We start from the raw sequence: 23491 nt of genomic DNA, 5'->3' as shown, positions 1-23491 counted from the left end.
AATATTTATTGATAATATTTTTCTAAAATTTCTTCAGCTAATATTTCTGGATTTTCAGGTAAAGATAATTGAATTAACCCAGCAGTATCTTCAAGAATTATCGTATCAAATTCTTTAGCAACCGTTTCAATAGCTGCACATAAAATACTTTCCGTTAGTTTAAATACCATCCCCGGACTACCTTCATCATAAAGTAATTTACGGATAGTAATTGTTTTGCTATCTTGACTTGCCCAACTAGCATATTCTAAACAAGTAGCCACTATAATTGATGCAGGTAAATTCACTTTCGCACCAATTTTAAACTGATAGGTTTTCCCAAAATGACGAATTAAACCTAGTTCATTAAAAGGACAATCAATAGAGTCTTCGATTGGTGCATTGTCTTTCACAAAATCCTGTGCTGCATACATTCTTAAAATACAACTTATATCTTTGATAAAAGAAGATTCAGCAATAGATTTATTGAAATTACCTATATAATCTTTAAGCCCTACAAGAATATCTTCTTTTGTAAAATCTAAATCTCGAAAAACATTAAAAACATAATACCAAGCAGCTGCTTCACAAGTAGGTTTTAGCAAATTCCAATGTAATAACCATAGTGAAGCGGGATCTTCTAAATAAGAGTCCCATCCGTTGTTTCCTAAAAGTTTTTCTCCAAATGGTGTGGGTGAGCTATTCTTATCAATAATTTTGAAAGCGGTACACCAATAACGAATAGCGCGTACCATGTTTTTCCCCACACCTAAACGTACAGGTGCATCATCTTGTAAGAAAATGCCGGGATTTCTCTTGGTTGCATCAAATCCTTTTTTCAACCAGCCAAAACGCGGGTGAAAAGTTTCATGGTTGGCAAATACTGGACTGACTGGATTTTCTTGATGTTTTAAGTTTAAGCTAGTTTGGATCACGATAGGATGGCGATATAGTAGCAATTATCTTGTTTATTATGACTCAAAGTAGATACAATTTAGTTAATTAATTCAAACACTAATAAAATAGAAATTATAGCAATAAGCTGATTTTTCTATACATTTGTTTAAATTAAGTAAACAATAATAGATTTAGTTCGTAGAAAATAAAATATCAACATACTACTTTTAGTCAGGGAACACCAAAACATAAATTATCCGCAATTCATGGTTGGGTAGTGTGCGTCAGTATGAATAATTTTTGAGTATAGTTAGGTTCTATCGAACTGACGCAACCTACAGTTTGGATATTTTTTTATCTGGAAGTCCCTAACCCTGGAACTGTAGGGTGCGTTGAATGTTGTTTTACTTACGGCTAAATTTTATCCTTGCTAACGCTCAATTCCCTAAGTTTCAGTAACACAAACTACTTAATATTTACTGTAGATTTTAGTTAACAAACACTTACCAATCTACCAAAACGAGCGCGGAGGGATTTGAACCCCCGACCCACAGAACCGGAATCTGTTGCTCTATCCACTGAGCTACGCGCCCTCGTTATTGACTGATTATATCACGATATTAAACATTTGGTGTTAGAGATAATCGGCTGGGTTGACTGGTGTACCATTGCGGCGGACTTCAAAATGCAGGTGTGGCCCGGTAGATAACCCAGTAGAACCGACAGAAGCGATCGCCTGACCTCTTTGCACTGTTTCTCCTTCTGTCACATATAATTCACTGCTGTGTCCGTATAGTGTAGTTATACCTCTGCCGTGATCGATAATTACTGTTTTACCATAACCGCCATACCAACCAGCAAAAATCACTGTCCCGGAATCCGCGGCGCGAATGGTACTCCCGTAGCTAGCAGCAAAATCTAACCCAGCATGAAAGCGGCGATAACCGAGAATGGGATGTACACGCCAGCCAAAGGAACTGCTTGTACGTGCATTGCTAGGAAGGGCAAATAATCCAGTACCGCCAATAAAAACGTTTTTCCGGTTATTGGCTTTAGCTTGCGCCTCCTCTCTGGCTCTGGCTTCTGCTACCTTTTGTTGAATGAGGGTTTCTAAATTTTGGGAATCTCTTTCTAATTGGTTTTGTGCGGCTTCTAAAGCTAGGCGATCGCTATTTAGCCTCTGCACTAATTCTGACTGTGACTGTGCTTGAGCTTGATAGTCAGCTTTTTGCGCCAATAATTGCTCTCTAATTACAGCAACTTCGTTCTTTTTCTCTTCTACCTCAGTTTTTTGCTTAATTAGCAAGTTGGCTTGTTGATTCAGTTTTGCCAAAATTTGTTGGTCTGCCTGATACACTAACTTTAATTGATAGCGACGACTGATAAAGTCGCTGATATCACGGCTTTGTAATAATACTGCCCATCCTTGACTGATTGGCGATCGCTGGAGATATCTTAATCTAGCGACTGTGGCTACTTGTCGTTCTTCATAGCTACGTTCTGCTACAGCTAAATCACCTTCTAGTTGCTGGAGACGTTGAGTAGCAGCTTGTAATCGCGCCTCACTCTCTTGAATTTGGCTGTTGGTAGTTTGCAGGTGCTTGGCTATCCCAGTCAGGTGATTTTGCGCCGCTTGTTGTAAATTAGTTAAGCGATCGCGTTCCTGAATCACATTCTGGCGTTCTTGATTAATTTGTTGCTGTTGTTGTCGGAGGTTGTTAACTGTTGGAGGTGTTGCAGATACTGGTAGCCAAACCAGCATCCAGCAAATTATAAGCAAACACCAGCACAATTTCCAGTGTCGAATCAATGCCGTTTTCATGCCGTTATGTTCAGCCAAGGGATTGCAAGCATAGATAGCATTGTTCCCAAAACTAAAGAACATCTAACAGCAAACAGTCTGTGAGTTGGGTAATTTACGGTTTAGGTGCAGAATTTGGATGTTTTCCTGCGTAATAAACAACGATTTTTAACTGTTCTTGATTAGGAACGTAAAACACTCTGTCCCCTTTTGTCACTTCATATTCCCATGCACCTTGATAAAGTTTGCCCTTTAAAGGGAAAACACGGCCAGGCTGTCTAGTGGTTGGTGCGGTACATAAATCCTCATAACATCGACGTGTGTTTTCTGGATGACGCTGCATTAAAGCTTCCCAGTCTCGATTGACTCGACGATTTTTAGCTACTACTAACCAAGTGCTTTCTATCTCAGATAATGCAGAAGCCGTCAATTCAACTTCTGGTGGCTCTACATTCTCCACTTTGGCATTTTCTGCTGGATTGTCTGACATACTCTTATTCACACAACATTCTCAGCAGATGGCTTGGTTAACTGTACTTCATCTGTCTCAGCACTAAACGCTGCTATGAGTTGAGGACTAGCGATCGCGATCGCACTCTCGTACCATTCATGAATAATCGCGTCAATCATCTCCCATGCTGTAGTTGAGGAATCTATTAACCGAAAAGCCTCACTGAGTTCTTTGATAAAGTCTTGCAGATCATCTTGTTCAAATACACTCAGCCATCTATAGGGATGCTCAAAACCGATTTCTTTACCCAATAATAGGGAAAAAGCCACGGTTAATCCTTCAAAAACAGCTTTACTCTGTGTTGCTGTCTTTACTAAAGAATTTACTTCCTCCCGACGCAACAACGCAAAAGACTGATCATTACGAGTAATTGTCACTGGACGTTCTAAAGCTTTGTCTAGAACTCGTCCAGGTTGACGATTTAATTCAGTGGCTGTAATTAGCTCATCTGAGTAGATATTGCCCAAATTCCCCAGATTCATAAGTTATGCGTGATCAATTATCTTTACGTATAATTGTACGTACTATTGATTTGGGGTCAATAGGAATGAAAACTCTTAAGGCTAATAACTCTTACAAATTAGCTTTCCAACTAGCCAAATCAGCCAAAGAGCGATCGCGATAACGTCCGTAACGTTCCTGTTTATTTTTGATTTTCACTCCTAAATCGGGGAAAATACCAAAATTGGGCGGCATCGGTTGGAAATGTTTAGGCGAGGCGGAACTGATAAAATCAAACAATGCTCCCATCATGGTTGTATTGGGAAGTATCATTGGTTCTTTCCCCAAAGCTAACCGTGCAGCATTAATTCCCGCCAAACAACCCCCGGCTGCTGCTGCTGTATAACCTTCAGTCCCAATCAACTGTCCAGCCGCCAACAATGTCGGACGCTGTTTAAATTGCAAAGTCGGTAGCATTAACTGGGGTGCATTAATAAAGGTGTTGCGGTGCATGACTCCCAAGCGCACAAATTCCGCTTTCTCCAAACCGGGAATCATTTGAAATACTCGCTTCTGTTCACCCCAACGCAGATTTGTTTGGAAGCCTACCATATTCCACAACTGACCGGCTTTATCTTCTTGTCGCAACTGCACCACTGCATAGGGACGTTCCCCGGTGCGGCTATCAGACAAACCTACTGGTTTTAAAGGGCCGTAACGCATCGTGTCTTCTCCCCGTTGTGCTTGTTCTTCAATGGGGAGACAGGCTTCAAAAAATTTCGCGGTTTCCCTCTCAAAGTCCTTGAGTTCTGTTTGTTCAGCTTGACGCAGTGCTTCCCAAAACAGCAGATATTGCTCCTTGTTCATGGGACAGTTCAGATAGGCGGCTTCACCTTTGTCATAGCGCGATGCCATAAAAGCAATATCGCGGTTGATGGAATCTCCTACAATGATGGGACTAGCCGCATCAAAGAAACTCATGTATTCCATCCCGGTGAAGCGGTGTAAGTCCTCTGTTAAGTCGGGACTGGTTAAGGGGCCGGTTGCTAAAACCACAATTCCTTCCGGGATGGCTGGGACTTCCCCGCGCCGGAACTCAATTAAAGGATGATTGGCTAACGTTTGGGTTAAATCTTGCCCAAATTGTCCTCTATCTACAGCCAGCGCACCCCCAGCCGGTACAGCGTGTTCATCGGCTTTGGATATAACAACAGAACCTAGTTGACGTAATTCTTCATGCAGCAAACCCGCCGCGCGATCGCTTGACATTGCGCCAAAGGAATTACTACATACTAACTCTGCCAAATCTTCGGTATGATGGGCAGGGCTGAAGCGTTTAGGTCGCATCTCATGTAAAATTACAGGTACTCCAGCTTGGGCTATTTGCCATGCAGCCTCTGTCCCAGCTAGTCCACCTCCAATTACTTGTATTGGTTGTTTGTCTATAGTCATTTTTGTAATTCCTAGTTTATATTTTGCACCATTCTTAATAATGGTAAAGTGGGCAATGCCAGCTATAGTAACAATTATTATAAACGTTAATTACATGGCAATCCGGGTTAATTTTTGAATATTGACTAATAACTAATGATTCAATTCATCTCCCGAATGCAGGCGGTACAATCGCCAATTATTCCTCTAGTTGGGGAATTAATTACAAATTCTCCTGGCACGATTTCTTTAGGACAGGGTGTAGTTTCTTATAATCCACCACCAGAGGCGATTGAAATTTTGCCGCAGTTTTTGGCTGAACCTACTAATAATTTATATAAAGCCGTTGAAGGTATTCCTCTTTTGTTGACTGCATTAGCCAAAAAATTATTAACATTTAACGGGATTGAAATTAATAGAGAAAATCATATCGTAGTAACTGCGGGCAGCAATATGGCATTTATGAATGCCATTCTCGCTATTACTTCTCCTGGTGATGAAATTATTTTGAATACACCTTATTACTTCAATCATGAAATGGCTATTACTATGGCTGGTTGTCGTGGGGTGTTAGTGGAAACGGATGAAAACTATCAACTGCGTCCAGACGCGATCGCCAAAGCTATTACACCCAAAACACGGGCAGTTGTGACTATTTCACCAAATAATCCTACAGGTGTGGTTTATTCGGAAAAGTTATTGCGACAAGTCAATCAAATTTGTAGCGATCGCAGTATATATCACATTAGTGATGAAGCCTATGAATACTTTACCTATGATGGTATAAAACACGTTTCTCCGGCTGCATTTACTGGCAGTAGTGAGTATACTATTTCCCTGTTTAGTCTTTCTAAAGCTTATGGTTTTGCTAGTTGGCGAATTGGCTATATGGTCATACCCAAGCATCTACTAGTAGCGATTAAAAAAGTCCAAGATACAATTTTGATTTGTCCGCCAGTGGTTTCTCAGTATGCAGCTTTGGGAGCATTGCAAGCTAAACCAGAGTATTTACAGGAAAATATTGGTGCGATCGCTGAAGTTAGAGAATTAGTTTTAGCATACCTTAAACAACTACAAGACTTATGTACTATCACTCATGCTGATGGTGCTTTTTATTTTTTCCTCAAAGTTCACACCCCAATGGATGCTTTTGAATTAGTTAAACAACTGATTCAGCAACATCAAATAGCCGTCATTCCCGGCACAACTTTTGGCATGGACAATGGCTGTTATCTAAGAGTAGCCTATGGTGCGTTGCAAAAAGATACTGTCCAAGTAGGCATGGCAAGATTAGTCAAGGGTTTAAAAACAATCTTGGCTACTGCAAACTAAGCACTTCTCAGTGCCACAATGGGATCGAGTTTAGCCGCACGTCTTGCGGGAACTACACCAAAAAATAACCCGATACAGCCGGAAATACCAACAGTTGAGGCGATCGCTACGGGAGATAGTGCTGATTCTAAGGGTGTAACGGCTGCTACCAACAAAATGCCACCAACACCAATCCCAGTCCCGATTAAACCGCCAATTGCTGATACAATCACTGCTTCAATCATAAATTGCAGTAAAATATCTTGCTCAGTAGCACCGATGGCTTTCCGCAGTCCGATTTCTTGGGTGCGTTCGGTGACGGAAACGAGCATAATATTCATGATACCGATACCACCAACAAATAATGAGATGCCGGCGATCGCAGCTAGCATAATTGTCAATGCACCAGTAATTTGCCCGACTGTTTGCAAAGCATCTTTTTGAGTTCTAATCGTAAAGTCATCTTCGCCGATGAGTTTGTGGCGTTGACGTAACAAATTAGTGATTTGAAAGACTGCTGCATCAACACTTTCGGCATTTTTGGCAGAGGCGACAATATAAGTTAACTCCAATCCATAGGGAGAAGTCCGCCCCACAATCCGGTTAGCCATCGTAAAAACAGGTATTAAAGCCGAATCATCGTAGTCAACACCTAAGCTTGAACCTTTGGTTTCTAATACTCCAATAATTTGAAAACTAGCGTTTTTAATTCTTAATTGTTGCCCTACAGGGTTACTATTACCAAAAAGTCTGTTGGCTAATTTGCCACCGATGACGACAACTTGATTGCTGCGTTTCATATCTACGTCGCTAAAAAATCTGCCTTGGGCAACTTCAAAGTCTCGCACTACTAAGAAATTAGGCGTTGTGCCGATAATATTGACATCGGTATTTCGATTACTATAAGTAACTACTTGCCTAGTGTTTAACTCCGCAGTGACGTTGACAATGGTAGGTACTTGACTAGCGATCGCTTTGGCATCTTCATAGACTAAAGTCTTTGGCAGTTCTCTAGAAATGCGTTCAGTCGCCTGATTCCCCGGAATGATAAATAATACGTTTGGCCCCAAGGATTCTAGTTCTTTGTTGACAAAGTTTTGTCCGGCTTCACCAATCCCAATCATGGCAATTACTGAAGCGTTACCAATCACTATACCCAGCATAGTCAGCGCACTACGTAGTTTATTAGCTAGCAGGGTTTTGCCTGCCATTTGCATACTTTCTAGAAAGTTCATCGATTTGTTTTTTCTTTAGCCTTTTGGATTTTGTAGTCTTTAGGCAAATCTATAAATACGCGATCGCCTGCTTTTAGCCCTGATATAACCTGGGTTTGGTCTTGGATTTGTGCGCCAATAGTCACTTCTCGAAACTGGGGTTTATTTTTGGCATCGGGTACTAACACGCCATTTTTGCCATTTTCGGTCAGGATGGCTACGGTCGGTAATAATAAAGCATCATTGACGCGATCGCCCAGAAAGGTCAAATCCACATTTAAACCAGAACGTAGTTTATCTATGCCAGTATCAAGAGCTACCCGTACTTGAAAGGAAGTCACACCTTGTTCTACCACTGCTTCAGGAGCAATAAGGCGAACATTACCTTTAAAAATTTCATCTGGATAGGCATCTGCAACAATTTCTACTTGCTGTCCCTGTTGGATGCGTCCAATGTCCGCTTCCGGGATTTGAGCTAATATTTCCAAACCCTTGGCTACAGCCACAATTGAGCTAGAAGTTGCCGATGCACTGGTTGAGGCGGAAGTTGTGGGAGTTACAAAAGCCCCAATGTTGGCATATTTCTGGGTGACAACTCCAGCAAAGGGCGCGCGAATAATGGTATCTTGCAACCTCACCTGTGATCCTACCAACTGTGCTTGGGCTGCTTTCACGGCTGCTTGGCGTTGGGCAATTTGTTCAGGACGGCTACCTTCTTCCAAAAGTACAAATGCGGCGCGTGCTTCTGTAACAGCAGCATCTCTAGCAGCCACAACCTCGCTACGAGTACCACTTTGCAGCAGTGAGACTTGTTTTTGTGCTTCTGCTAAGTTGGCTTTAGCACTTTTGTCTTCGCTAATAGCTTGATCAAGTAATTGCTTTCTCTCTGCACCTTGTGCGTAGAGGTATTGATAACGCTTGACTTGTTCAGATGTGTAATTTACCCTAGCACGGGCTGCATCTACTTGAGCTTGGGCTTTGGCAATTTCTTGGGGACGACTACCCGCTTGGGCTTCTGCTAACTGAGCTTGAGCTTGGGCTAAACGCGCTCTAGACTGGGCAATTTCTTGAGGACGAGTCCCCGCTTGAGCTTCCGCTAACTGGGCTTGAGCTTGGGCTAAATTGGCGCGGTATTGAGCAATTTGGGCTTGGATGTCACCTACATCCATCCGAGCAATAATTTGTCCCTTCTCCACGCGATCGCCTTGTTCTACATATAACTCGGCTAATACACCAGGGTTTTTGGGACTAAGATTAACACTTTGAACTGGCACAACCTTGCCACTAGCTGTAATCCGCAAGGTGAAATTTTGGGACTCTACGGGTACAGTCAGTTGTGTTACATCATCTTGATTCTTTCCCCCATTGATCAAGCTGTAGCTAGTTGTACCAACAATCAAAGTCCCAGCCGCTAACAATCCAACTAGCCATCTGGTTGGGTGTTTCACTTTACCAATAATGGGAACTTCTATGTACGCAATCATAAATATTGACCTATGAAAAGTATTGGTGGTCTGCTGAGAAATTTAAATCGTTAAGAATATTGTAGGAATAAATATTTTGTTTAACACTAACTAGTAAGACGCAAAATCCTTCTTTGTGTTGCTGAGAGTCTAGAAATTTAACTCTGTGTCTCCGTGTCTCTGTGGTTGAAAAAATTATTTTTACCACAGAGGCACAGAGACACAGAGTTGATTTTTGTCGCAGAGGTGGGATTTTGTTGTATTTTAACTCTGGGTCTAATTCATACTAAATTGATTATGCAAGCAAGCATTTTTACGGCTGTTATTTTACCTACGGCTTTAGCTATCATGATGCTGGGCATGGGTTTATCTCTTGTTCCAGAAGATTTTCAACGTGTTAGAAAGTATCCTAAAGCTGTCTCAATTGGCTTGATCAGTCAATTAGTGTTTTTACCTATTATTGGTTTTGTTATTGCTAAAATTGTACCCATGCAACCGGCGATCGCAATGGGGTTAATGATCGTGGCGTTGTGTCCGGGTGGGGTGTCCTCGAATATCATTACATTTCTTGCTAAAGGTGATGTTGCACTTTCAGTCACTCTCACGGCTGTTAGTAGTGTGATTACAGTTTTTACAATTCCGGTGTTCGCTAACCTGGCTTTCCAGCATTTTATCGGAGAAACTGCGGCTATTGCTTTACCTATTGGTTCAACGATACTACAAATTTTTCTCATTACGCTTCTGCCTATAGGCTTGGGAATGGGGGTGCGGCAGATATTTCCAGAACTAGCACGTCGTCTGGAAAAAGTGACTAGCAGATTGGCGATCGCATTACTTGCTGCAATTATTCTTATACTGCTGGTGCGGGAGTGGAATCGTCTCCCTGGTTTTATTGTGCAAGTGGGTGTCGGCGTTGTGCTGTTGAATGTTGTCTCTATGTTTGCAGGGGTTTATATTAGCAAGCTATTTAAGCTAAATCCTCCTCAGCAAATCTGCATTGCGATTGAAGTTGGTCTGCAAAATGGTACGCTGGCGATCGCAATTACCGCCGGACTACTCAATAATCCTGATATGGCAGTGCCGGCGGCAGTTTATAGTTTGTTTATGTATGTGACGGGGTTGATTGCTATTTTTTATGGTAGAAGGTTGGCTGCAATCAATGTTGAGGAGAAGGTTTTAGAGAGTAAGTTTTAGGAGAGTTTTTAACGCGGAGGGGCGCGGAGGTTAGCGCAGAGGGGCGCGGAGTTTTATGAGCCAGCAGGAAGTTGGGAATTTCGATCAGCTACTATCAAACCATCTTGAACTCGGATGATTCTGTGGGTTTGGGCGGCAATATCTGGCTCGTGGGTGACAATGACAATTGTGATGCCTTGCTGATTTAGTTCTGTTAGTAAGTTCATGACTTCATGGGAAGTTTCGGTGTCTAAAGCACCTGTAGGTTCGTCGGCTAAAACTAAGGCTGGCCTATTTACTAAAGCACGAGCGATCGCTACTCGTTGTTGTTGTCCACCAGAAAGTTGACTGGGACGGTTGGAAATGCGTTCTTTTAGTCCTACTCTTTCTAAGGCTTCTAATGCTCTTTGGCGGCGTTTGCGTTTGGGTATGTTGGCGTAAACCATTGGTAGCATGACATTTTCTAACGCTGTGGCTCTTGAGAGTAGGTTAAATTGTTGAAACACAAAACCTATTCGTTGATTGCGAATGTAGGCTAATTCATCATCACCATAAGTAGTCAGATTTCTACCTTCAAAAATATAGTCGCCATTGCTGGGACGATCTAGACATCCCATAATATTCATGAGTGTAGACTTACCCGAACCAGACGCACCCATGATGGCCGCATATTCCCCTTCTTCAATCCCCAGTTGAATACCCTTGAGTATGGGAACTTGAACTTCTCCGAGTTGGTAAGTTTTAGTAATCGCATCCATCCAAATCATTGTGGTCATAATTTAGTGCTGAGTTGTGAGTGCTGAGTGCTGAGTTGTGGGTTGTGAGTTGTGAGTTGGGGGTTGTGAGTTATAACAGTTATTGATTTTGAGATTTGAGTAGTCATTATAATGAGTAAAGTTGAGCGATTTGAGGATTTGATAGCTTGGCAAAAGGCAAGAATTTTGACTCAGGATATTTATCAAGTTACTCAGCAAGGTCAGTTTGCTAAAGATTTTGGGTTATCGGGACAGATACAAAGAGCAGCAGTTTCTATTATGTCTAATATTGCTGAAGGCTTTGAAAGAACTCATTTAGGAGAATTTCATCAGTTTCTTTCCATAGCTAAGTCATCATGTGCAGAATTACGTTCTCAACTTTATGTAGCTCTCGATATCCGCTATCTTGATCAGGTCAAATTTAATCAACTTTTAACTCAAGCAGAAGAAGTTGCAAAAATTATTGGTGGTCTTCGCATCTCTGTTGCTCGACAAAAACAGCAAAAAAAACAAAGTAATTACGACTAAACAAACTATATAAATTTACACTCAAAACTCCTAGCTCACCACTCCTAACTCAGCACTCAGCACTCACCACTCACTACTCACCACTCCTAACTCACCACTCAGCACTCAGCACTCACCACTCCTAACTCACCACTCCTAACTCACCACTCAGCACTCAGCACTCCTAACTCACCACTCCTAACTCACCACTCCTAACTCAGCACTCAGCACTCAGCACTCAGCACTCCTAATCACTACGTAAAGCTGTAATAGGATCTAATTTGGCTGCGTTTCTGGCGGGAATTACCCCAGCTACTAAGCCAACAGTTAACGAGAGGCTGAAGCCAACAATAATTGATAAGCCAGAAATCACAAAGGGGAATTTGAAAATAGTCGCAGATGCAAAGGCGATTAAAACTCCGCTACCTATTCCCACACAGCCGCCAAGGATAGAAATAACGATCGCCTCGGCTAAAAATTGATTAAGAATGGCTGAATTGGTCGCGCCTACTGCTTTGCGAATGCCGATTTCTCTGGTTCTTTCCACGACGGAAACTAGCATGATGTTGGCAATTCCAATCCCCCCAACTACTAAGGAAATGCCTGCGATCGCTACTACCATGATTGTAAATAAACCTACGACATTCGTAAATGTACTGACTATATCAGCTTGGTTTGTTAGCCGAAAATCATCGGCTTGGGGCGGATATATATTGTGACGCAGACGAAGGAGGTTGGTGACTTGGAATTGGGCTGCTTCTAATTGTTCCTGATTGTTGGCTTTAACTAAAATCCCATTGACGGAAACACCGGTCAGGGAATTGTTTCCTACGATTCGCTTTGACATACTCGTCAACGGGATGAAAATTTGGTCATCTCGATCCATTGGCCCTTGAGAACCTTTAGCCTCCATAATCCCAATGACTTCATAAGCCTCTCCCTGAATCCTGATTCTCTCACCTGTAGGGTTGGCACTTTCCCCAAATAGCGTTTTCTGGACTGTCGGCCCAATTACTGCTACCTGTGCAGCCATGTCTAGTTCTTCTTGGGTAAAAAATCTTCCTTCTTGGGGATAAGTATTTCTCGCATCTGGGTAGTTTAAATCTGTGCCGTAGATGGTGGTAGAGGTGTTTTGACCGTTGTAGACTACCTGTGCATTTCGTTGTAGGTAAGCAGAAACAAGTTCAGCTGACGGTGCTTGTTGCGCGATCGCCTCGGCATCTTCCCAAGTTAAGGTACTAGTAGAACCCACACCCCGACTAATATTGCCACTCCTAGCCGCCCCTGCCAAGATTTGCAGCACATTTGTACCCAAGGCTTGAATTTGTTGTTCTACACTTTTCTGTACGCCTTGTCCCACAGAAGTAATCGCAATTACAGAAGCAATCCCAATAATCACACCTAACATGGTTAATCCTGTGCGTAATTTATTACTCCACAAGGTTTCTGTTGCCATTGACAAAATTTCTAAAAATGGCACTGCACGAGGATTATCTGTTTTATAAAAACCCTGAATCATAATGTTTTATATAAAAAATTTATGGCGCAACATTACTGAGAAGAACGACCTCTTCCCCCTGTCCCCGGAAGCACTCCGCCTCTTGGTCTTGATTGCGTTCGCGTTCCTGGTGGGAAACTGAGCAGAACTTTCTCATCACCCGTTAGTCCAGATTTGACTTCTGTAAATTTATTGACTGTGACTCCAGTTTGAATGGGAGTAAACACTGGTTGATTATCCGCACTCATAACAAATACCCCCGTCGCGTTTTCTTGGCGCACTACGGAGGCTGTTGGTATAACTAGGGCATTTTCTAATTGACCGACTTGAAAATCTGCTTCTACGTTCATCCCCGATCGCAGTAATCTTTCTGGATCTGAAAGTGCTACCTTAACTTGAAAGCTGGTGACGTTCTGCTCGACTGTGGCTTGAGCTGCAATTTGACTCACCTCACCTGTAAAGGTTTTACCAGGGTAGGCATCGGCTCTAATTGTGACTTTTTGACCTAAGCTCATTTTAGCCACATTTGATTCTGATAAATTGGCGACTACTTCATTGGTTGCAGCCAAAGCCAAAATTGAAGAAGAGGTAGCGGAAGAAACCGCACTACCAGAGGTTGTTGGTGTCACAAAAGCACCAGGATCAGCATATTTTTGCGTGACTACACTATCAAAAGAGGCGCGTAGTATGGTGTCATTAATTTGAGATTGAATATTTTGCAGCGCACCACGGGCAGACATGACTTGGGCGCGGGCTACCTCAATATCTTCTCGGCGTGTGCCGTCTTTGAGCAGTGCTAAGGCTTCTTGTCTTTGCTTGACTACAGCCTGTACTTGGGCAATATCTTCTAGGCGTGAACCAGCTTTTTGTAGTGATAATGCTTGCTGGGCTTCGTTAACTTGAGCTTGTGCGCTATCGCGATCGGCGCGTTTTTGGTTGACAATCTGGAGAGCGATCGCTCCAGCGTTGTAAAGTTCTTGATTGCGGCGAAAATCATCTTCTGCCTTTTGCAAGTTAGCTTGAATACTGGCTAGACGTGCTTGGGCTTGGGCAATATCTTGAGGACGATTACCTGCTTCAACTTTTTGTAGATTCGCCTGGGCTTCGTCTAATTGTGCTTGAGCTTGAGCAATATCTTGAGGACGATTACCCGCTTGGGCTTTTTGTAGATTCGCTTCAGCTTGTGCTAGTTGTCCTCGTGCTTGGACAAGTTGCCCTCGCAAGTTGGAATCATCCATATAAGCTAAAATCTGCCCTTCTTTAACGATATCGCCTTCTTGGACTAACAGTTTTTTGAGAATGCCGGAATTTTTAGGACTAAGATTAATAGATCGTTCTGGCTTAACAGTTCCGTTAGCGGAAACTGTAATTTCTAGAGTCTGCCGTTCTACAGGTTGTGTCAGGACTCTGCGCCTGGCTTGTTGTTGAGGACTAACAGCGACTTGGTAATAAATTGTGTAGCTAATACCACCTAAAAGACTCAAACCAATTAACCAAGATAGCCAATTAGTTCTGCTCTTTTTCTTTGTCTGGGGAACTAATGGTAGTGAGTCTACAGGGTTTGATGTCTCAAGTGTCATATCTCATGCTGTATTGAAAATGGGTTTAGAGGTCTAAAAGATATTCTCAGCAATAGTTGTGGGAGTTTTCTGTGATTGATTGTATGGAAAAAATGGCTACAGAGCTAGTTTTTCCATACTAGAACTGTAACCTGGTATCTCCTTAACGTGAATTTTTATTTAGAGTCTGATGGTGATTCCGTTGGGTAGTCTGATTAGACCATTACCTTGTCTAACGACTCTTCTAGCAGGAACAATTTCTTGATTAGGAAGGATAACATCTCCGTTAGGAAGCCGCCAATAACCTGGATTACGAAATCTGACTACTCTTCTAGATGTAACTACTCGTCCATTGGGCAATCGATAGTCACCATTACGAAGTCTAACTACTCTTTGATAATTTTCTCTGGTTTGGTAAACCTGTCTATTTGTTTCGTACACCTGTCTATGACGGTTTCTGCTTTGTGCTTGGGCTGGTGTAGCCATTACCATAGGAGCAAATATTAAAGCAGCAGCTAATAAGATAGTTACACGGTTTTGTTTCAACATGAAACTGTCTCCTTTTCTATACTGTGGTTGCGATATGTTGGGTTTCGGTATAGGGAAAATATCCGGCTATGCCACCAATTATCAACCCAGTGGTAGTGATTTCATCAGTGAATAAAGTCACGTATATTTACTAATTGACGTATGAAAAAAGTCATGGATTGGGAAATGGGGACAAAGTAAAACATTCTCCCTTGTTTTCCTTCCTCTTAAGTCCGCCAGTGCTAACGACTGTAAAATTTACCTTTCACTCTCAAGCGGATATCGTTTAAGCTAGCTGAAAGATTATTTGATATGTGATTTAAGAGGCGGTAGTGTGCCTAGATACTTTCGGTTAATTTCCCTTTTAGTTGTCTGTGGTTTGTGGAGTATGCCAAAAACTGCTCAAGCCCAGGCTTTGATACCTCATGCTTTGCAATTAGATACTGCCAAGTTAGAGAAGCAGGGCTTAGGTTTAGCACAAGAAGCTGCTCAACTGGGACAATTTCAGCAGTTTGAGTTGGCTTTACCGCGAGCTAAACTAGCTAGTCAGTTAGCCCCTCGTAATGATAAAGTTTGGTTTCTTTTAGGTGGCTTGCAGCTGCAAACCAAAAATTATGATGCAGCGATCGCATCATTGAATCAGGCTAAATCCCTGAATCCTAAAAATGCAGACGTTTTATTTGCTTTGGGTTCAGCTAATTTTCAACAGAAAAAATATGCCGCAGCGATAGAAAATTACCAAGCAGGTTTGAAGTTAAAACCCAAAGATCCAGAAGGATTATTTGATTTAGGTAACGCCTACTATATGGTGGGACGTTTACCAGATGCGATCGCTGAATATAACAAAGCTGTTGCTCAAGATCCAAAATTTTGGCCTGCAATTAACAACATTGGCTTAATTGAATATGAACAGGGTAATGTTGACGGAGCAATTAAACGCTGGCGAACTGCTGTTACTATTGACAAGCAAGCCGCAGAACCATTACTGGCTCTAGCCGTCGCCCTATACGCCAAAGGCGACCGCCAACAAGGTGTGACCTTGGGAGAAGCAGCTCTCCGCATCGATCAACGCTATGGTGATTTAGATTTTCTCAAAGAAAATCTCTGGGGCGATCGTTTACTGTCTGATACGAAACAATTCCTAGAATTACCCCGCATTCAAGCGGCCTTGGAACAGAGAGAAACACCAAGATAATTTTGAGTGCTGAGTAGGGACTGGGGACAAGGAATTTTATATTTTGGATTTTAGATTATTCAATCCAAAATCCAAAATGGGAATTTTTTTAATTGGAAGTCCCCTATATTCCACTAAAAAGACGCAAAGAATAACTTTGCGTCTTTTTTTAATATCAAACCAAAATTTAAAACCAGCGAATATAATACTGGGTTACATATCCTAGCAAAATCTGCGTTTAGAATGCCTCGGCAAATGGATTTAAGCTACCTTTGATTTCCGCTTGATGAATGAACCAGCACCTACAGCACCGAAAGCTAACAAGCTAATAATAGAAGTAGGTTCAGGAACAGACGCAGGTTCAACGACACCAACCAATTCTCCTACAGTATTACGAGTTCGGAATATGGTGTACTTGTTGTTTTGATCCGTTCCCCGTGTTGGTCCACCAGATGTAGTAGTATTCAGGAACTCTGCATTTGCACTAATTCCAGCAATTTGACCCCAAGGCCGACCGCCACCGCTAACGTTATTTCCGCGAGTAAAAGAATTAACCCAATTCCCATTCTGAATTTCTTGAGCCAATTCTCCGTTCTTTGGCACATTCCCTTCAAATCGATCGCCAGCAGCCAAGAAACCTTGGTCGCGTTCAGCCTGTGGTACTGTGCGAGAGAAGGGGTTGGCGTTGTCGGAAATCATAAATTCCCAATCAGTTGCCTTACTCAGAAGGGTCGAACCATTGCTAAAACTAAATTCACCTACCCACATCTCATCAACACTTTTATCATCCCAGACAACCATATATAAGTAATCTTTTGAGTCTACGTCAAATGTCCAATTTTCTGGGCGAGACCAATTATAAGCTCCTTCACTTCCCTTACTTCCCAATTCGTTACGTCCGACAAAATTTAGGGAGTTGCCAGATTTATCTCCATAAAATAATCCGTAATGATTATCTGCGGTAACAGTTGCAGTTCCGTTGAGAGTCACCGCCATTGCTTGACCTGCACTAGCCATTGCTAAACCAACAGTCAGTAATGTTCCAGTCAAAAAGCTTTTAATGAGTTTAGAAGACATTGATTTATTTGTTGAGGTGTTTGCTATCCATAGCCTGACACGCCATACAGATATTTGTGTAGTCTTAAGCAGTAATTTTTACTGAAAAATATATTTCACCGATATAATCTTAAGTACCAATAAAGTTGTTTATTAGTCAATGTTCTAGAGATTGTCTTTTATCTAAATTTTCCATATATATACTTAATCAAAACTTTTGCTATGTATTTTTTAGTTTGTATATTTAAGGGTTATCAAGTAAAGTTCACTATTTTCAAGCTCTATCAATAGGGGGAGGGATAAAATCTATAGTTGACTTTACGGAACTACAAATTAGCATAGGGTAAGATTACTGTACTTTTTGCTGAAAATGAGGCAAAAAAATAGCGACCGTCTTAAAACTTAAGCGATCGCTCTACTCTGGAACTGCAAGTGGGGCGTTACGCTCCGCTAAAACACCCTACTTTTGTACGTCAACTAATCCATGTTCTTAAGGAATCGGGCAAGAATAAGTTACCTAATAATTTGACAAAGCAAAACGAATTTGGTAAGTATCGGCTATTGCCGATGATCACTAATTGCAGTACATATATACTATAGATGAGGAATTGTTCGCTAAAAACATTAGTGAATGAATATTCCTCAGAAAATGTCGGAAGTTTTTATTCTTTATCTGTAGGGAGAAGTGCCACAATTTGATCAACAAACTGTTGATGGTCTACAACAGGCTTGGAAATGTACCCATCAGCACCACTGAGCTTGAGGAAGTTTTCGCGATCGCCTTCCATCGCGTGTGCTGTGACTAAAATCACGGGTAAATTTGCTGTTTGGGGGTCAGACTTTAACATTTGGGTGATTTTGATTCCATCTACAGAGTTGCCTTGATAAACGCTTCTAGATAGAGAAACATCCATTAAAATAAGGTCTGCTTCCCCTGCTTGGGCAATTTTCATTACTTCTTCTACATTTTCAGTATGTTTAACACCTAAACCGCCCCGCTTGGTCAAAATCTTAGAAAAAACGCGAGCATTAATCAGATCATCTTCAACAATCAGAACAGTTTTCATGAGAATTTTATTTATAGAGCTAAGGGGGACTAATCAAGTCAAAAGTCAAAATTAAAGGAATCCAATCATAGCAATTATCTTGAGTAGGGAACTGTATGTGAGTTAGATGGGTGAAAATGAATAATCACTGGATGAAACTACTTACATTCTTTGTAATAGTCTATGTAGATCCCTTCCATCAAGGATGATACTACGGCTTTTTATGCTGTGATAATCAAGATTATGTTATGAATCCTATTGCATCCGTTATGCTTTGTTTGCTGCATTGTTTAGTAACACCGATTTTTGTGTAGTTCAATCTCAGGGAAAAAACTCATGGCAAAACAGTTAAACCTTCTCTCAAAGGGACAGGTAATTACAACAGCCCTGCACACGGAGATGCAACGGTCTTACTTAGAATATGCCATGAGTGTGATTGTGGGGCGGGCATTACCAGATGTTCGTGATGGTTTAAAGCCAGTGCATCGGCGGATTTTATACGCTATGCACGAACTGGGCTTAACACCCGATAGACCTTACCGGAAATGCGCTCGTGTGGTAGGGGATGTATTGGGTAAATACCACCCACATGGCGATCAGGCTGTTTATGATGCCCTTGTGAGACTGGTGCAGGATTTTTCCAGTCGTTACCCTTTATTGGCTGGACATGGCAACTTTGGTAGCGTTGATAATGACCCCCCGGCGGCGATGCGCTACACAGAAACCCGTCTAGCATCAATTGGTCATGAAGGGATGCTGACTGAAATTGGCGAAGAAACTGTAGAATTTATCGGTAACTTCGATAATTCTCAGCAAGAACCCACGGTATTGCCTGCACAGTTGCCCTTTTTACTACTTAATGGCTGTTCTGGGATTGCTGTCGGGATGGCGACAAATATTCCGCCGCATAATTTAGGGGAAATTGTTGATGGTTTAATTGCCCTGATTGACCAACCTGATTTGTCAGATGAAAAGCTATTAGGCTTAATTCCGGGGCCTGACTTTCCTACTGGTGGGGAAATCATTGGTGATACAGGCATTCGTGAGGCATACATCACAGGTAAAGGTGGAATTGTCTTACGGGGAGTCGCCACAGTTGAGGAAGTTCCCGGCGGTAGAAGTAGCAAACGGCGAACAGCAATTGTGATCACGGAATTGCCTTATCAAGTTAATAAGGCTGGCTGGATTGAAAAAATGGCTGACTTAGTAAATCACGGTCGCCTACATGGTATTTCTGATATTCGGGATGAAAGCGATCGCGAAGGGATGCGAGTTGTCATTGAACTCAAACGCGATACTAACCCCCAAGAAGTTCTCCAGCATTTGTATCACCAAACCGCCTTGCAAACTACCTTTGGGGCAATTTTGTTGGCGATAGTTGATGGACAACCCCGCCAGTTAAGTTTGCGACAACTTTTATTAGAGTTTTTGCAGTTCCGAGAACATACCCTCAATCGTCGTTATAACTATGAGTTAGGGAAGGCGCAAAGTCGCCTGCATACAGTAGCAGGTTTACTCAAAGCTTTATCGAATGTAGATGAAGTCATCGAAATTTTGCGACAAGCCGCCGATGGTAGTACGGCTAAAATTAGTCTTTGTAGCCGACTGGATTTAAGCGAAAGTCAGGCTGATGCTATTTTAGGAATGCCATTGCGTCGAATCACGAGTTTAGAACAGCAGAATTTACAGCGTGAATTTGAGGAACTCAGCACACAAATTGCTGTACTGGAAAACCTGTTAAACGATCGCAAAGAATTACTCAAGGCTTTGAAAAAAGATTTGCGATCGCTCAAAAAGAAATACGGCGATCCTCGACGTACTAAGTTAGGGACTACCATTACAGAGGAATTACCAAAAGGTAAAAGCACAGACGGACAAAAAAGCCTCACCAAAATAGAAGCAGAACCAGAATCAGCTGAACCTCTAGAGGAAGTAATTTTAGAATCTACTCACCGGGGTTATCTCCGTCGGATTCAGCTATCCGGGAAAAAGTCAAAATTAGACAACGGTTTAAATGACCACGACTTCATTATTCAAACCGAGTTGACCGACACCCACAAAGATTTATTAGTCCTGACCAATGGCGGTAAACTCTACCCAGTCAAAATCGGCGATATTCCCCCCACCACCGGACGTTCACCACGGGGAACACCTCTAATTACCATGCTGACAAGTACAGCTCAAGGTAATCAAGAACCTGTGGTTAGTCGCTTTATACTCCCGACAGATTTAGGGACTCAGCAAATTGTTCTCTTGACTAAGCAGGGAAGAATTAAACGCCTGTCTTTAGAAGAACTGACTAACCTGACACGGCGGGGAATTACGATTATCAAACTTAAAGATGACGATGAATTGTTATTGACACAGTTCACTAAGTCAGGAGAAAGCTTGATTTTAGCTAGTTCTGGCGGGCGGTTGCTGCGGTTTCCAGCCAATGACGAACAACTACCCATCATGGGACGGACAGCGATGGGCTTACAAGCATTACGCATCCTGAAACATCAACACATGGTTGGCTGTGTTAGTTCATCTGAAGCCACACACTTATTGTTAGTAACGGAAGAAGGATATGCTAAACGCTTACCTCTGAATCAGTTAAAATCGGCTAACCGTGCTGATTTAGGGACGCAAGCCATAAAATTTGCGAGTAAAACAGATAATCTTGCGGGAATGGTGACAGCGATCGCAGGGTCAGAAGTGGCGATCGTGACGAACAAAGACCGCGTAGTGCGGATACCTACAGACACTGTACCGATTTTGACCAGAGACGCTAAAGGGGAAAGTATCCTGCAACTTAACCGGGATGAGAAAATTGTCACTGTTTCTGAAGTGCGCTCATCTTGAATCAGTGCTTTTAGTGTCGTAGCAGGGGGTAAATCTGAGTATTGTTCTCTTCCCTGCTTCTTTCTTTCCTTCGACTTTTGAGTTTTGACTGCCGCTTAGACGCGTTAATCTACAACCTTGAGCAATCCTCTTTGTATACCATCAAATATTCTACTGATTTGTTGCCGTTCTCTTTCATTTAAGCCTTCTTTAGATAGCAGTGTAGACATGAGTAACTGCTGATCACGGCGCGTAATTCTGCCAATAGCAAATATGCGCTCCAAAACTGTCTCTAAAGACATTGGGGTTGAGGTACTGGTAGCTTGCATATTCCTCACCAAAACTTTATGTTTTTTTAAACTTAGTTATATCAAAATAACAATTTTTTATAAAGTGTGACATTAGTGGCTATACCGAATCACTTAAGTTCAATAGTGATAACTCTTATGCCTCCTCTGATACTCGCCTTTTCGGTAAAATAACTAGGTAGATTAGCAAGAAATAAGTTAAAGCTCATGGGTAATGCAAGGATTGGGATTATTGGTGGTAGCGGTTTATATAAAATGGAAGCCCTAAAAGATGTGGAAGAGGTGCAAATGGAAACGCCTTTTGGTTCACCTTCTGATGCGTTAATTATGGGGACTTTGGATGGAGTGCGAGTAGCTTTTTTAGCACGCCACGGGCGTAATCATACGCTGTTACCTTCAGAGTTACCCTTCCGTGCGAATATCTATGCTATGAAGCAACTAGGTGTAGAGTATTTAATTTCAGCTAGTGCGGTGGGTTCTTTGAAAGCAGAAGCAAAACCACTGGATATGGTAGTACCAGATCAGTTTATCGATAGAACCAAAAATCGGGTTTCCACCTTTTTTGGAGAAGGGATTGTGGCACATATTGCCTTTGGTGAGCCGATTTGTCACAATTTAGCGGGGGTATTAGGGGAAGCGATCGCATCTTTAAATTTACCAGATGTCACTCTACATCGTGGTGGTACTTATGTTTGCATGGAAGGGCCAGCATTCTCTACTAAAGCCGAATCCAACCTTTATCGCAGTTGGGATGCAACCGTTATTGGTATGACCAATTTACCAGAAGCCAAATTAGCGAGGGAAGCCGAAATCGCCTATGCAACCTTAGCACTGGTGACAGATTATGATTGTTGGCATCCAGATCATGATAGCGTCACAGTAGAAATGGTAATTGCCAATTTACAACGCAATGCCGTTAACGCTCAAAAAGTGATTCAAGAAACTGTACGCCGCTTGAGTGAAAACCCACCAAGCAGTGATGCACACTCAGCTTTAAAGTATGCGATTTTGACAAACTTAGCCAAAGCACCAGCAGAGACAAAAAAGAAGTTGGGTTTGTTGTTAAAGAAATATTTGTAGATTTCTCGTAACTAAATTTTGGTCGTTGCTGAATTGGAATATGAATTTTACCTTTTCCTCTCTATGTCTCTGCGTGTTAGCATAGCGCGGCGTAGCCCGACAAATCATATTTTTACTCAGCAACGCCAAATAAGCTTTTTTGTAGTAAGGACTTTAGTCCTTACTACGAACCGTCAAATATAAATTATTTATTTTTTAATTTTTTAATTTTTTAATTTTATAGGTTATAACTATTAACTGTAAATTCAATTATATTTTAAGCCTCATGAAATTCCTGAAAAACATCCTCAAAATATCGATTTTACTTACTTTCATTACCTACATTCAATTACCACCGGCTTGGGCAGATGTATTACCTCCCGGTGAATCTCCAGTTTCTTACTGTTTCCAAGTAGCAAATCTTAATAAATATTCCAATTATTTATTAATTGCACAGATAAGTTCACAAAACCCTAGTCTGCCAACATATAACAGAATTCTCAAACAAGGTAAATGCTTGGAATTAAATGGATATCGGGAATATAGCGATATCTACGCCATCAAAAAAACTCAATTAAAATCTGGGGATATTATCGAGAGTAAAGACGGTGCATCAATTAAGAACTTGAATAGTAAAAAATCTTTGTTGATTCCCAGCACAAATAGTATTTCCTCTCTGCGATTACTACCAGATAGATATGGAGTCAAGGAAGTTGCTGATATTCTAGAAATTGTAGCAATTACACCTAAATCTCTTGAATTAAAATATAAAGAGGTTATATACAATTCGCAAATAGGAGACTCAGAAGTAAAAGCTTATCAAGCACAAGATAAAAGACCATTACCTTCTTTTGGTAATCAATTAAACTTATTAAATTTAATAATTCCTGGAATTTCTATAGTTGGTATTATGCTAGTTTTTAGAAAAACAAAAAATTTTAAAGGACAGAACTAATT

The 23491-nt window shown here is 41.6% G+C and carries 21 protein-coding genes and 1 tRNA gene; 7 read left to right on the top strand and 15 right to left on the bottom strand.

Going from position 1 to position 23491, the window contains the following annotated elements:
- Nucleotides 1-5 precede the first annotated feature (5 nt).
- From L6494_RS22915 to trmFO, 6 genes are all read right to left on the bottom strand, one after another.
- On the bottom strand, nt 6-914 hold the full coding sequence (locus L6494_RS22915; protein WP_237990038.1) for a DUF4007 family protein: 909 nt from the start codon (nt 912-914) through the stop codon (nt 6-8).
- Between the two features lie 482 nt (nt 915-1396).
- Nucleotides 1397-1469: transfer RNA gene (locus tag L6494_RS22910), tRNA-Arg, on the bottom strand.
- 41 nt (nt 1470-1510) lie between these two features.
- Nucleotides 1511-2698, bottom strand: a complete 1188-nt coding sequence (locus L6494_RS22905; protein WP_237990037.1) for a murein hydrolase activator EnvC family protein — start codon at nt 2696-2698, stop codon at nt 1511-1513.
- A 94-nt stretch (nt 2699-2792) separates the two neighbouring features.
- Nucleotides 2793-3167: a hypothetical protein gene (locus L6494_RS22900; RefSeq protein WP_237990036.1), complete on the bottom strand. Its 375-nt coding sequence runs from the start codon at nt 3165-3167 to the stop codon at nt 2793-2795.
- 8 nt (nt 3168-3175) lie between these two features.
- Nucleotides 3176-3670, bottom strand: a complete 495-nt coding sequence (locus L6494_RS22895; RefSeq protein ID WP_237990035.1) for a hypothetical protein — start codon at nt 3668-3670, stop codon at nt 3176-3178.
- A 91-nt stretch (nt 3671-3761) separates the two neighbouring features.
- Entirely contained in the window at nt 3762-5075 is a 1314-nt protein-coding gene (gene trmFO, locus L6494_RS22890) for an FADH(2)-oxidizing methylenetetrahydrofolate--tRNA-(uracil(54)-C(5))-methyltransferase TrmFO (protein ID WP_237996232.1), read from the bottom strand.
- A 141-nt stretch (nt 5076-5216) separates the two neighbouring features.
- Between trmFO and L6494_RS22885 the strand changes: the two genes are divergently transcribed.
- Complete coding sequence (locus L6494_RS22885; protein WP_237990034.1) at nt 5217-6392, top strand: pyridoxal phosphate-dependent aminotransferase; 1176 nt, start codon at nt 5217-5219, stop codon at nt 6390-6392.
- On the opposite strand, the gene L6494_RS22880 is transcribed toward L6494_RS22885, so the two are convergent.
- A complete protein-coding gene (locus L6494_RS22880) occupies nt 6389-7606 on the bottom strand; it encodes an ABC transporter permease (RefSeq protein WP_237990033.1) in 1218 nt (405 codons plus the stop codon). The two genes, L6494_RS22885 and L6494_RS22880, sit on opposite strands and share 4 nt — an antisense overlap.
- Nucleotides 7603-9069: an efflux RND transporter periplasmic adaptor subunit gene (locus L6494_RS22875; protein ID WP_237990032.1), complete on the bottom strand. Its 1467-nt coding sequence runs from the start codon at nt 9067-9069 to the stop codon at nt 7603-7605. Before L6494_RS22875 ends, L6494_RS22880 begins: the two co-directional genes overlap by 4 nt.
- A 276-nt stretch (nt 9070-9345) precedes the next feature.
- On the opposite strand from L6494_RS22875, the gene L6494_RS22870 reads away from it, so the two are divergent.
- Nucleotides 9346-10242 carry a bile acid:sodium symporter family protein gene (locus tag L6494_RS22870; RefSeq protein ID WP_237990031.1) on the top strand — a complete coding sequence of 299 codons (897 nt, stop codon included), beginning with the start codon at nt 9346-9348 and terminating at the stop codon, nt 10240-10242.
- A 53-nt stretch (nt 10243-10295) separates the two neighbouring features.
- On the opposite strand, the gene L6494_RS22865 is transcribed toward L6494_RS22870, so the two are convergent.
- A complete protein-coding gene (locus L6494_RS22865) occupies nt 10296-10997 on the bottom strand; it encodes an ABC transporter ATP-binding protein (protein WP_330911040.1) in 702 nt (233 codons plus the stop codon).
- 111 nt (nt 10998-11108) lie between these two features.
- Here L6494_RS22865 and L6494_RS22860 point away from each other — a divergent pair, with 111 nt between their 5' ends.
- A complete protein-coding gene (locus L6494_RS22860) occupies nt 11109-11504 on the top strand; it encodes a four helix bundle protein (protein ID WP_237990030.1) in 396 nt (131 codons plus the stop codon).
- A gap of 226 nt (nt 11505-11730) precedes the next feature.
- Here L6494_RS22860 and L6494_RS22855 read toward each other — a convergent pair whose 3' ends face one another.
- The 3 genes from L6494_RS22855 to L6494_RS22845 form a co-directional block, all read right to left on the bottom strand.
- Nucleotides 11731-13002 (bottom strand): ABC transporter permease, encoded by a 1272-nt coding sequence (locus L6494_RS22855; protein WP_237990029.1) that lies wholly within the window; start codon nt 13000-13002, stop codon nt 11731-11733.
- A 32-nt stretch (nt 13003-13034) separates the two neighbouring features.
- Complete coding sequence (locus tag L6494_RS22850) at nt 13035-14561, bottom strand: efflux RND transporter periplasmic adaptor subunit (RefSeq protein WP_237990028.1); 1527 nt, start codon at nt 14559-14561, stop codon at nt 13035-13037.
- A 159-nt stretch (nt 14562-14720) separates the two neighbouring features.
- Entirely contained in the window at nt 14721-15089 is a 369-nt protein-coding gene (locus L6494_RS22845) for a hypothetical protein (RefSeq protein ID WP_237990027.1), read from the bottom strand.
- Between the two features lie 367 nt (nt 15090-15456).
- Here L6494_RS22845 and L6494_RS22840 point away from each other — a divergent pair, with 367 nt between their 5' ends.
- On the top strand, nt 15457-16263 hold the full coding sequence (locus L6494_RS22840) for a tetratricopeptide repeat protein (protein WP_442947019.1): 807 nt from the start codon (nt 15457-15459) through the stop codon (nt 16261-16263).
- Nucleotides 16264-16503: 240 nt separating this feature from the next.
- Here the strand turns inward: L6494_RS22840 and L6494_RS22835 are convergent, their stop codons facing one another.
- Together L6494_RS22835 and L6494_RS22830 are read right to left on the bottom strand one after the other, a co-directional pair.
- Nucleotides 16504-17319, bottom strand: coding sequence for a PEP-CTERM sorting domain-containing protein (locus L6494_RS22835; RefSeq protein WP_237990025.1), 816 nt, complete (start codon nt 17317-17319; stop codon nt 16504-16506).
- Nucleotides 17320-17960: 641 nt separating this feature from the next.
- Complete coding sequence (locus L6494_RS22830; protein ID WP_237990024.1) at nt 17961-18365, bottom strand: response regulator; 405 nt, start codon at nt 18363-18365, stop codon at nt 17961-17963.
- Nucleotides 18366-18680: 315 nt separating this feature from the next.
- Between L6494_RS22830 and gyrA the strand changes: the two genes are divergently transcribed.
- Entirely contained in the window at nt 18681-21188 is a 2508-nt protein-coding gene (gene gyrA, locus L6494_RS22825) for a DNA gyrase subunit A (RefSeq protein WP_237990023.1), read from the top strand.
- Between the two features lie 104 nt (nt 21189-21292).
- On the opposite strand, the gene L6494_RS22820 is transcribed toward gyrA, so the two are convergent.
- On the bottom strand, nt 21293-21496 hold the full coding sequence (locus tag L6494_RS22820; protein ID WP_237990022.1) for a hypothetical protein: 204 nt from the start codon (nt 21494-21496) through the stop codon (nt 21293-21295).
- Nucleotides 21497-21682: 186 nt separating this feature from the next.
- Here L6494_RS22820 and L6494_RS22815 point away from each other — a divergent pair, with 186 nt between their 5' ends.
- Entirely contained in the window at nt 21683-22555 is an 873-nt protein-coding gene (locus tag L6494_RS22815) for an S-methyl-5'-thioadenosine phosphorylase (protein ID WP_237990021.1), read from the top strand.
- A 265-nt stretch (nt 22556-22820) separates the two neighbouring features.
- Entirely contained in the window at nt 22821-23489 is a 669-nt protein-coding gene (locus L6494_RS22810) for a hypothetical protein (RefSeq protein WP_237990020.1), read from the top strand.
- Nucleotides 23490-23491 lie beyond the last annotated feature (2 nt).

Source organism: Nostoc sp. UHCC 0870, from assembly GCF_022063185.1.
GTDB lineage: Bacteria > Cyanobacteriota > Cyanobacteriia > Cyanobacteriales > Nostocaceae > Trichormus.
Note: the sequence above shows the minus strand (reverse complement) of the source record. Positions and strands in the feature narration are given on the sequence as shown.

Excerpts from the sequence above, each read along its gene's own strand:
- L6494_RS22820 (WP_237990022.1), bottom strand. The coding sequence starts at position 21,496 with ATGCAAGCTACCAGTACCTCAACCCCAATGTCTTTAGAGACAGTTTTG.
- L6494_RS22835 (WP_237990025.1), bottom strand. The coding sequence starts at position 17,319 with ATGTCTTCTAAACTCATTAAAAGCTTTTTGACTGGAACATTACTGACT.
- L6494_RS22860 (WP_237990030.1), top strand. The coding sequence starts at position 11,109 with ATGAGTAAAGTTGAGCGATTTGAGGATTTGATAGCTTGGCAAAAGGCA.
- L6494_RS22855 (WP_237990029.1), bottom strand. The coding sequence starts at position 13,002 with ATGATTCAGGGTTTTTATAAAACAGATAATCCTCGTGCAGTGCCATTT.
- L6494_RS22810 (WP_237990020.1), top strand. The coding sequence starts at position 22,821 with ATGAAATTCCTGAAAAACATCCTCAAAATATCGATTTTACTTACTTTC.
- L6494_RS22895 (WP_237990035.1), bottom strand. The coding sequence starts at position 3,670 with ATGAATCTGGGGAATTTGGGCAATATCTACTCAGATGAGCTAATTACA.
- gyrA (WP_237990023.1), top strand. The coding sequence starts at position 18,681 with ATGGCAAAACAGTTAAACCTTCTCTCAAAGGGACAGGTAATTACAACA.
- L6494_RS22870 (WP_237990031.1), top strand. The coding sequence starts at position 9,346 with ATGCAAGCAAGCATTTTTACGGCTGTTATTTTACCTACGGCTTTAGCT.
- L6494_RS22830 (WP_237990024.1), bottom strand. The coding sequence starts at position 18,365 with ATGAAAACTGTTCTGATTGTTGAAGATGATCTGATTAATGCTCGCGTT.
- L6494_RS22885 (WP_237990034.1), top strand. The coding sequence starts at position 5,217 with ATGATTCAATTCATCTCCCGAATGCAGGCGGTACAATCGCCAATTATT.
- L6494_RS22905 (WP_237990037.1), bottom strand. The coding sequence starts at position 2,698 with ATGAAAACGGCATTGATTCGACACTGGAAATTGTGCTGGTGTTTGCTT.
- L6494_RS22880 (WP_237990033.1), bottom strand. The coding sequence starts at position 7,606 with ATGAACTTTCTAGAAAGTATGCAAATGGCAGGCAAAACCCTGCTAGCT.
- L6494_RS22815 (WP_237990021.1), top strand. The coding sequence starts at position 21,683 with ATGGGTAATGCAAGGATTGGGATTATTGGTGGTAGCGGTTTATATAAA.
- L6494_RS22865 (WP_330911040.1), bottom strand. The coding sequence starts at position 10,997 with ATGACCACAATGATTTGGATGGATGCGATTACTAAAACTTACCAACTC.
- L6494_RS22845 (WP_237990027.1), bottom strand. The coding sequence starts at position 15,089 with ATGTTGAAACAAAACCGTGTAACTATCTTATTAGCTGCTGCTTTAATA.
- L6494_RS22875 (WP_237990032.1), bottom strand. The coding sequence starts at position 9,069 with ATGATTGCGTACATAGAAGTTCCCATTATTGGTAAAGTGAAACACCCA.
- L6494_RS22840 (WP_442947019.1), top strand. The coding sequence starts at position 15,457 with ATGCCAAAAACTGCTCAAGCCCAGGCTTTGATACCTCATGCTTTGCAA.
- L6494_RS22900 (WP_237990036.1), bottom strand. The coding sequence starts at position 3,167 with ATGTCAGACAATCCAGCAGAAAATGCCAAAGTGGAGAATGTAGAGCCA.
- L6494_RS22850 (WP_237990028.1), bottom strand. The coding sequence starts at position 14,561 with ATGACACTTGAGACATCAAACCCTGTAGACTCACTACCATTAGTTCCC.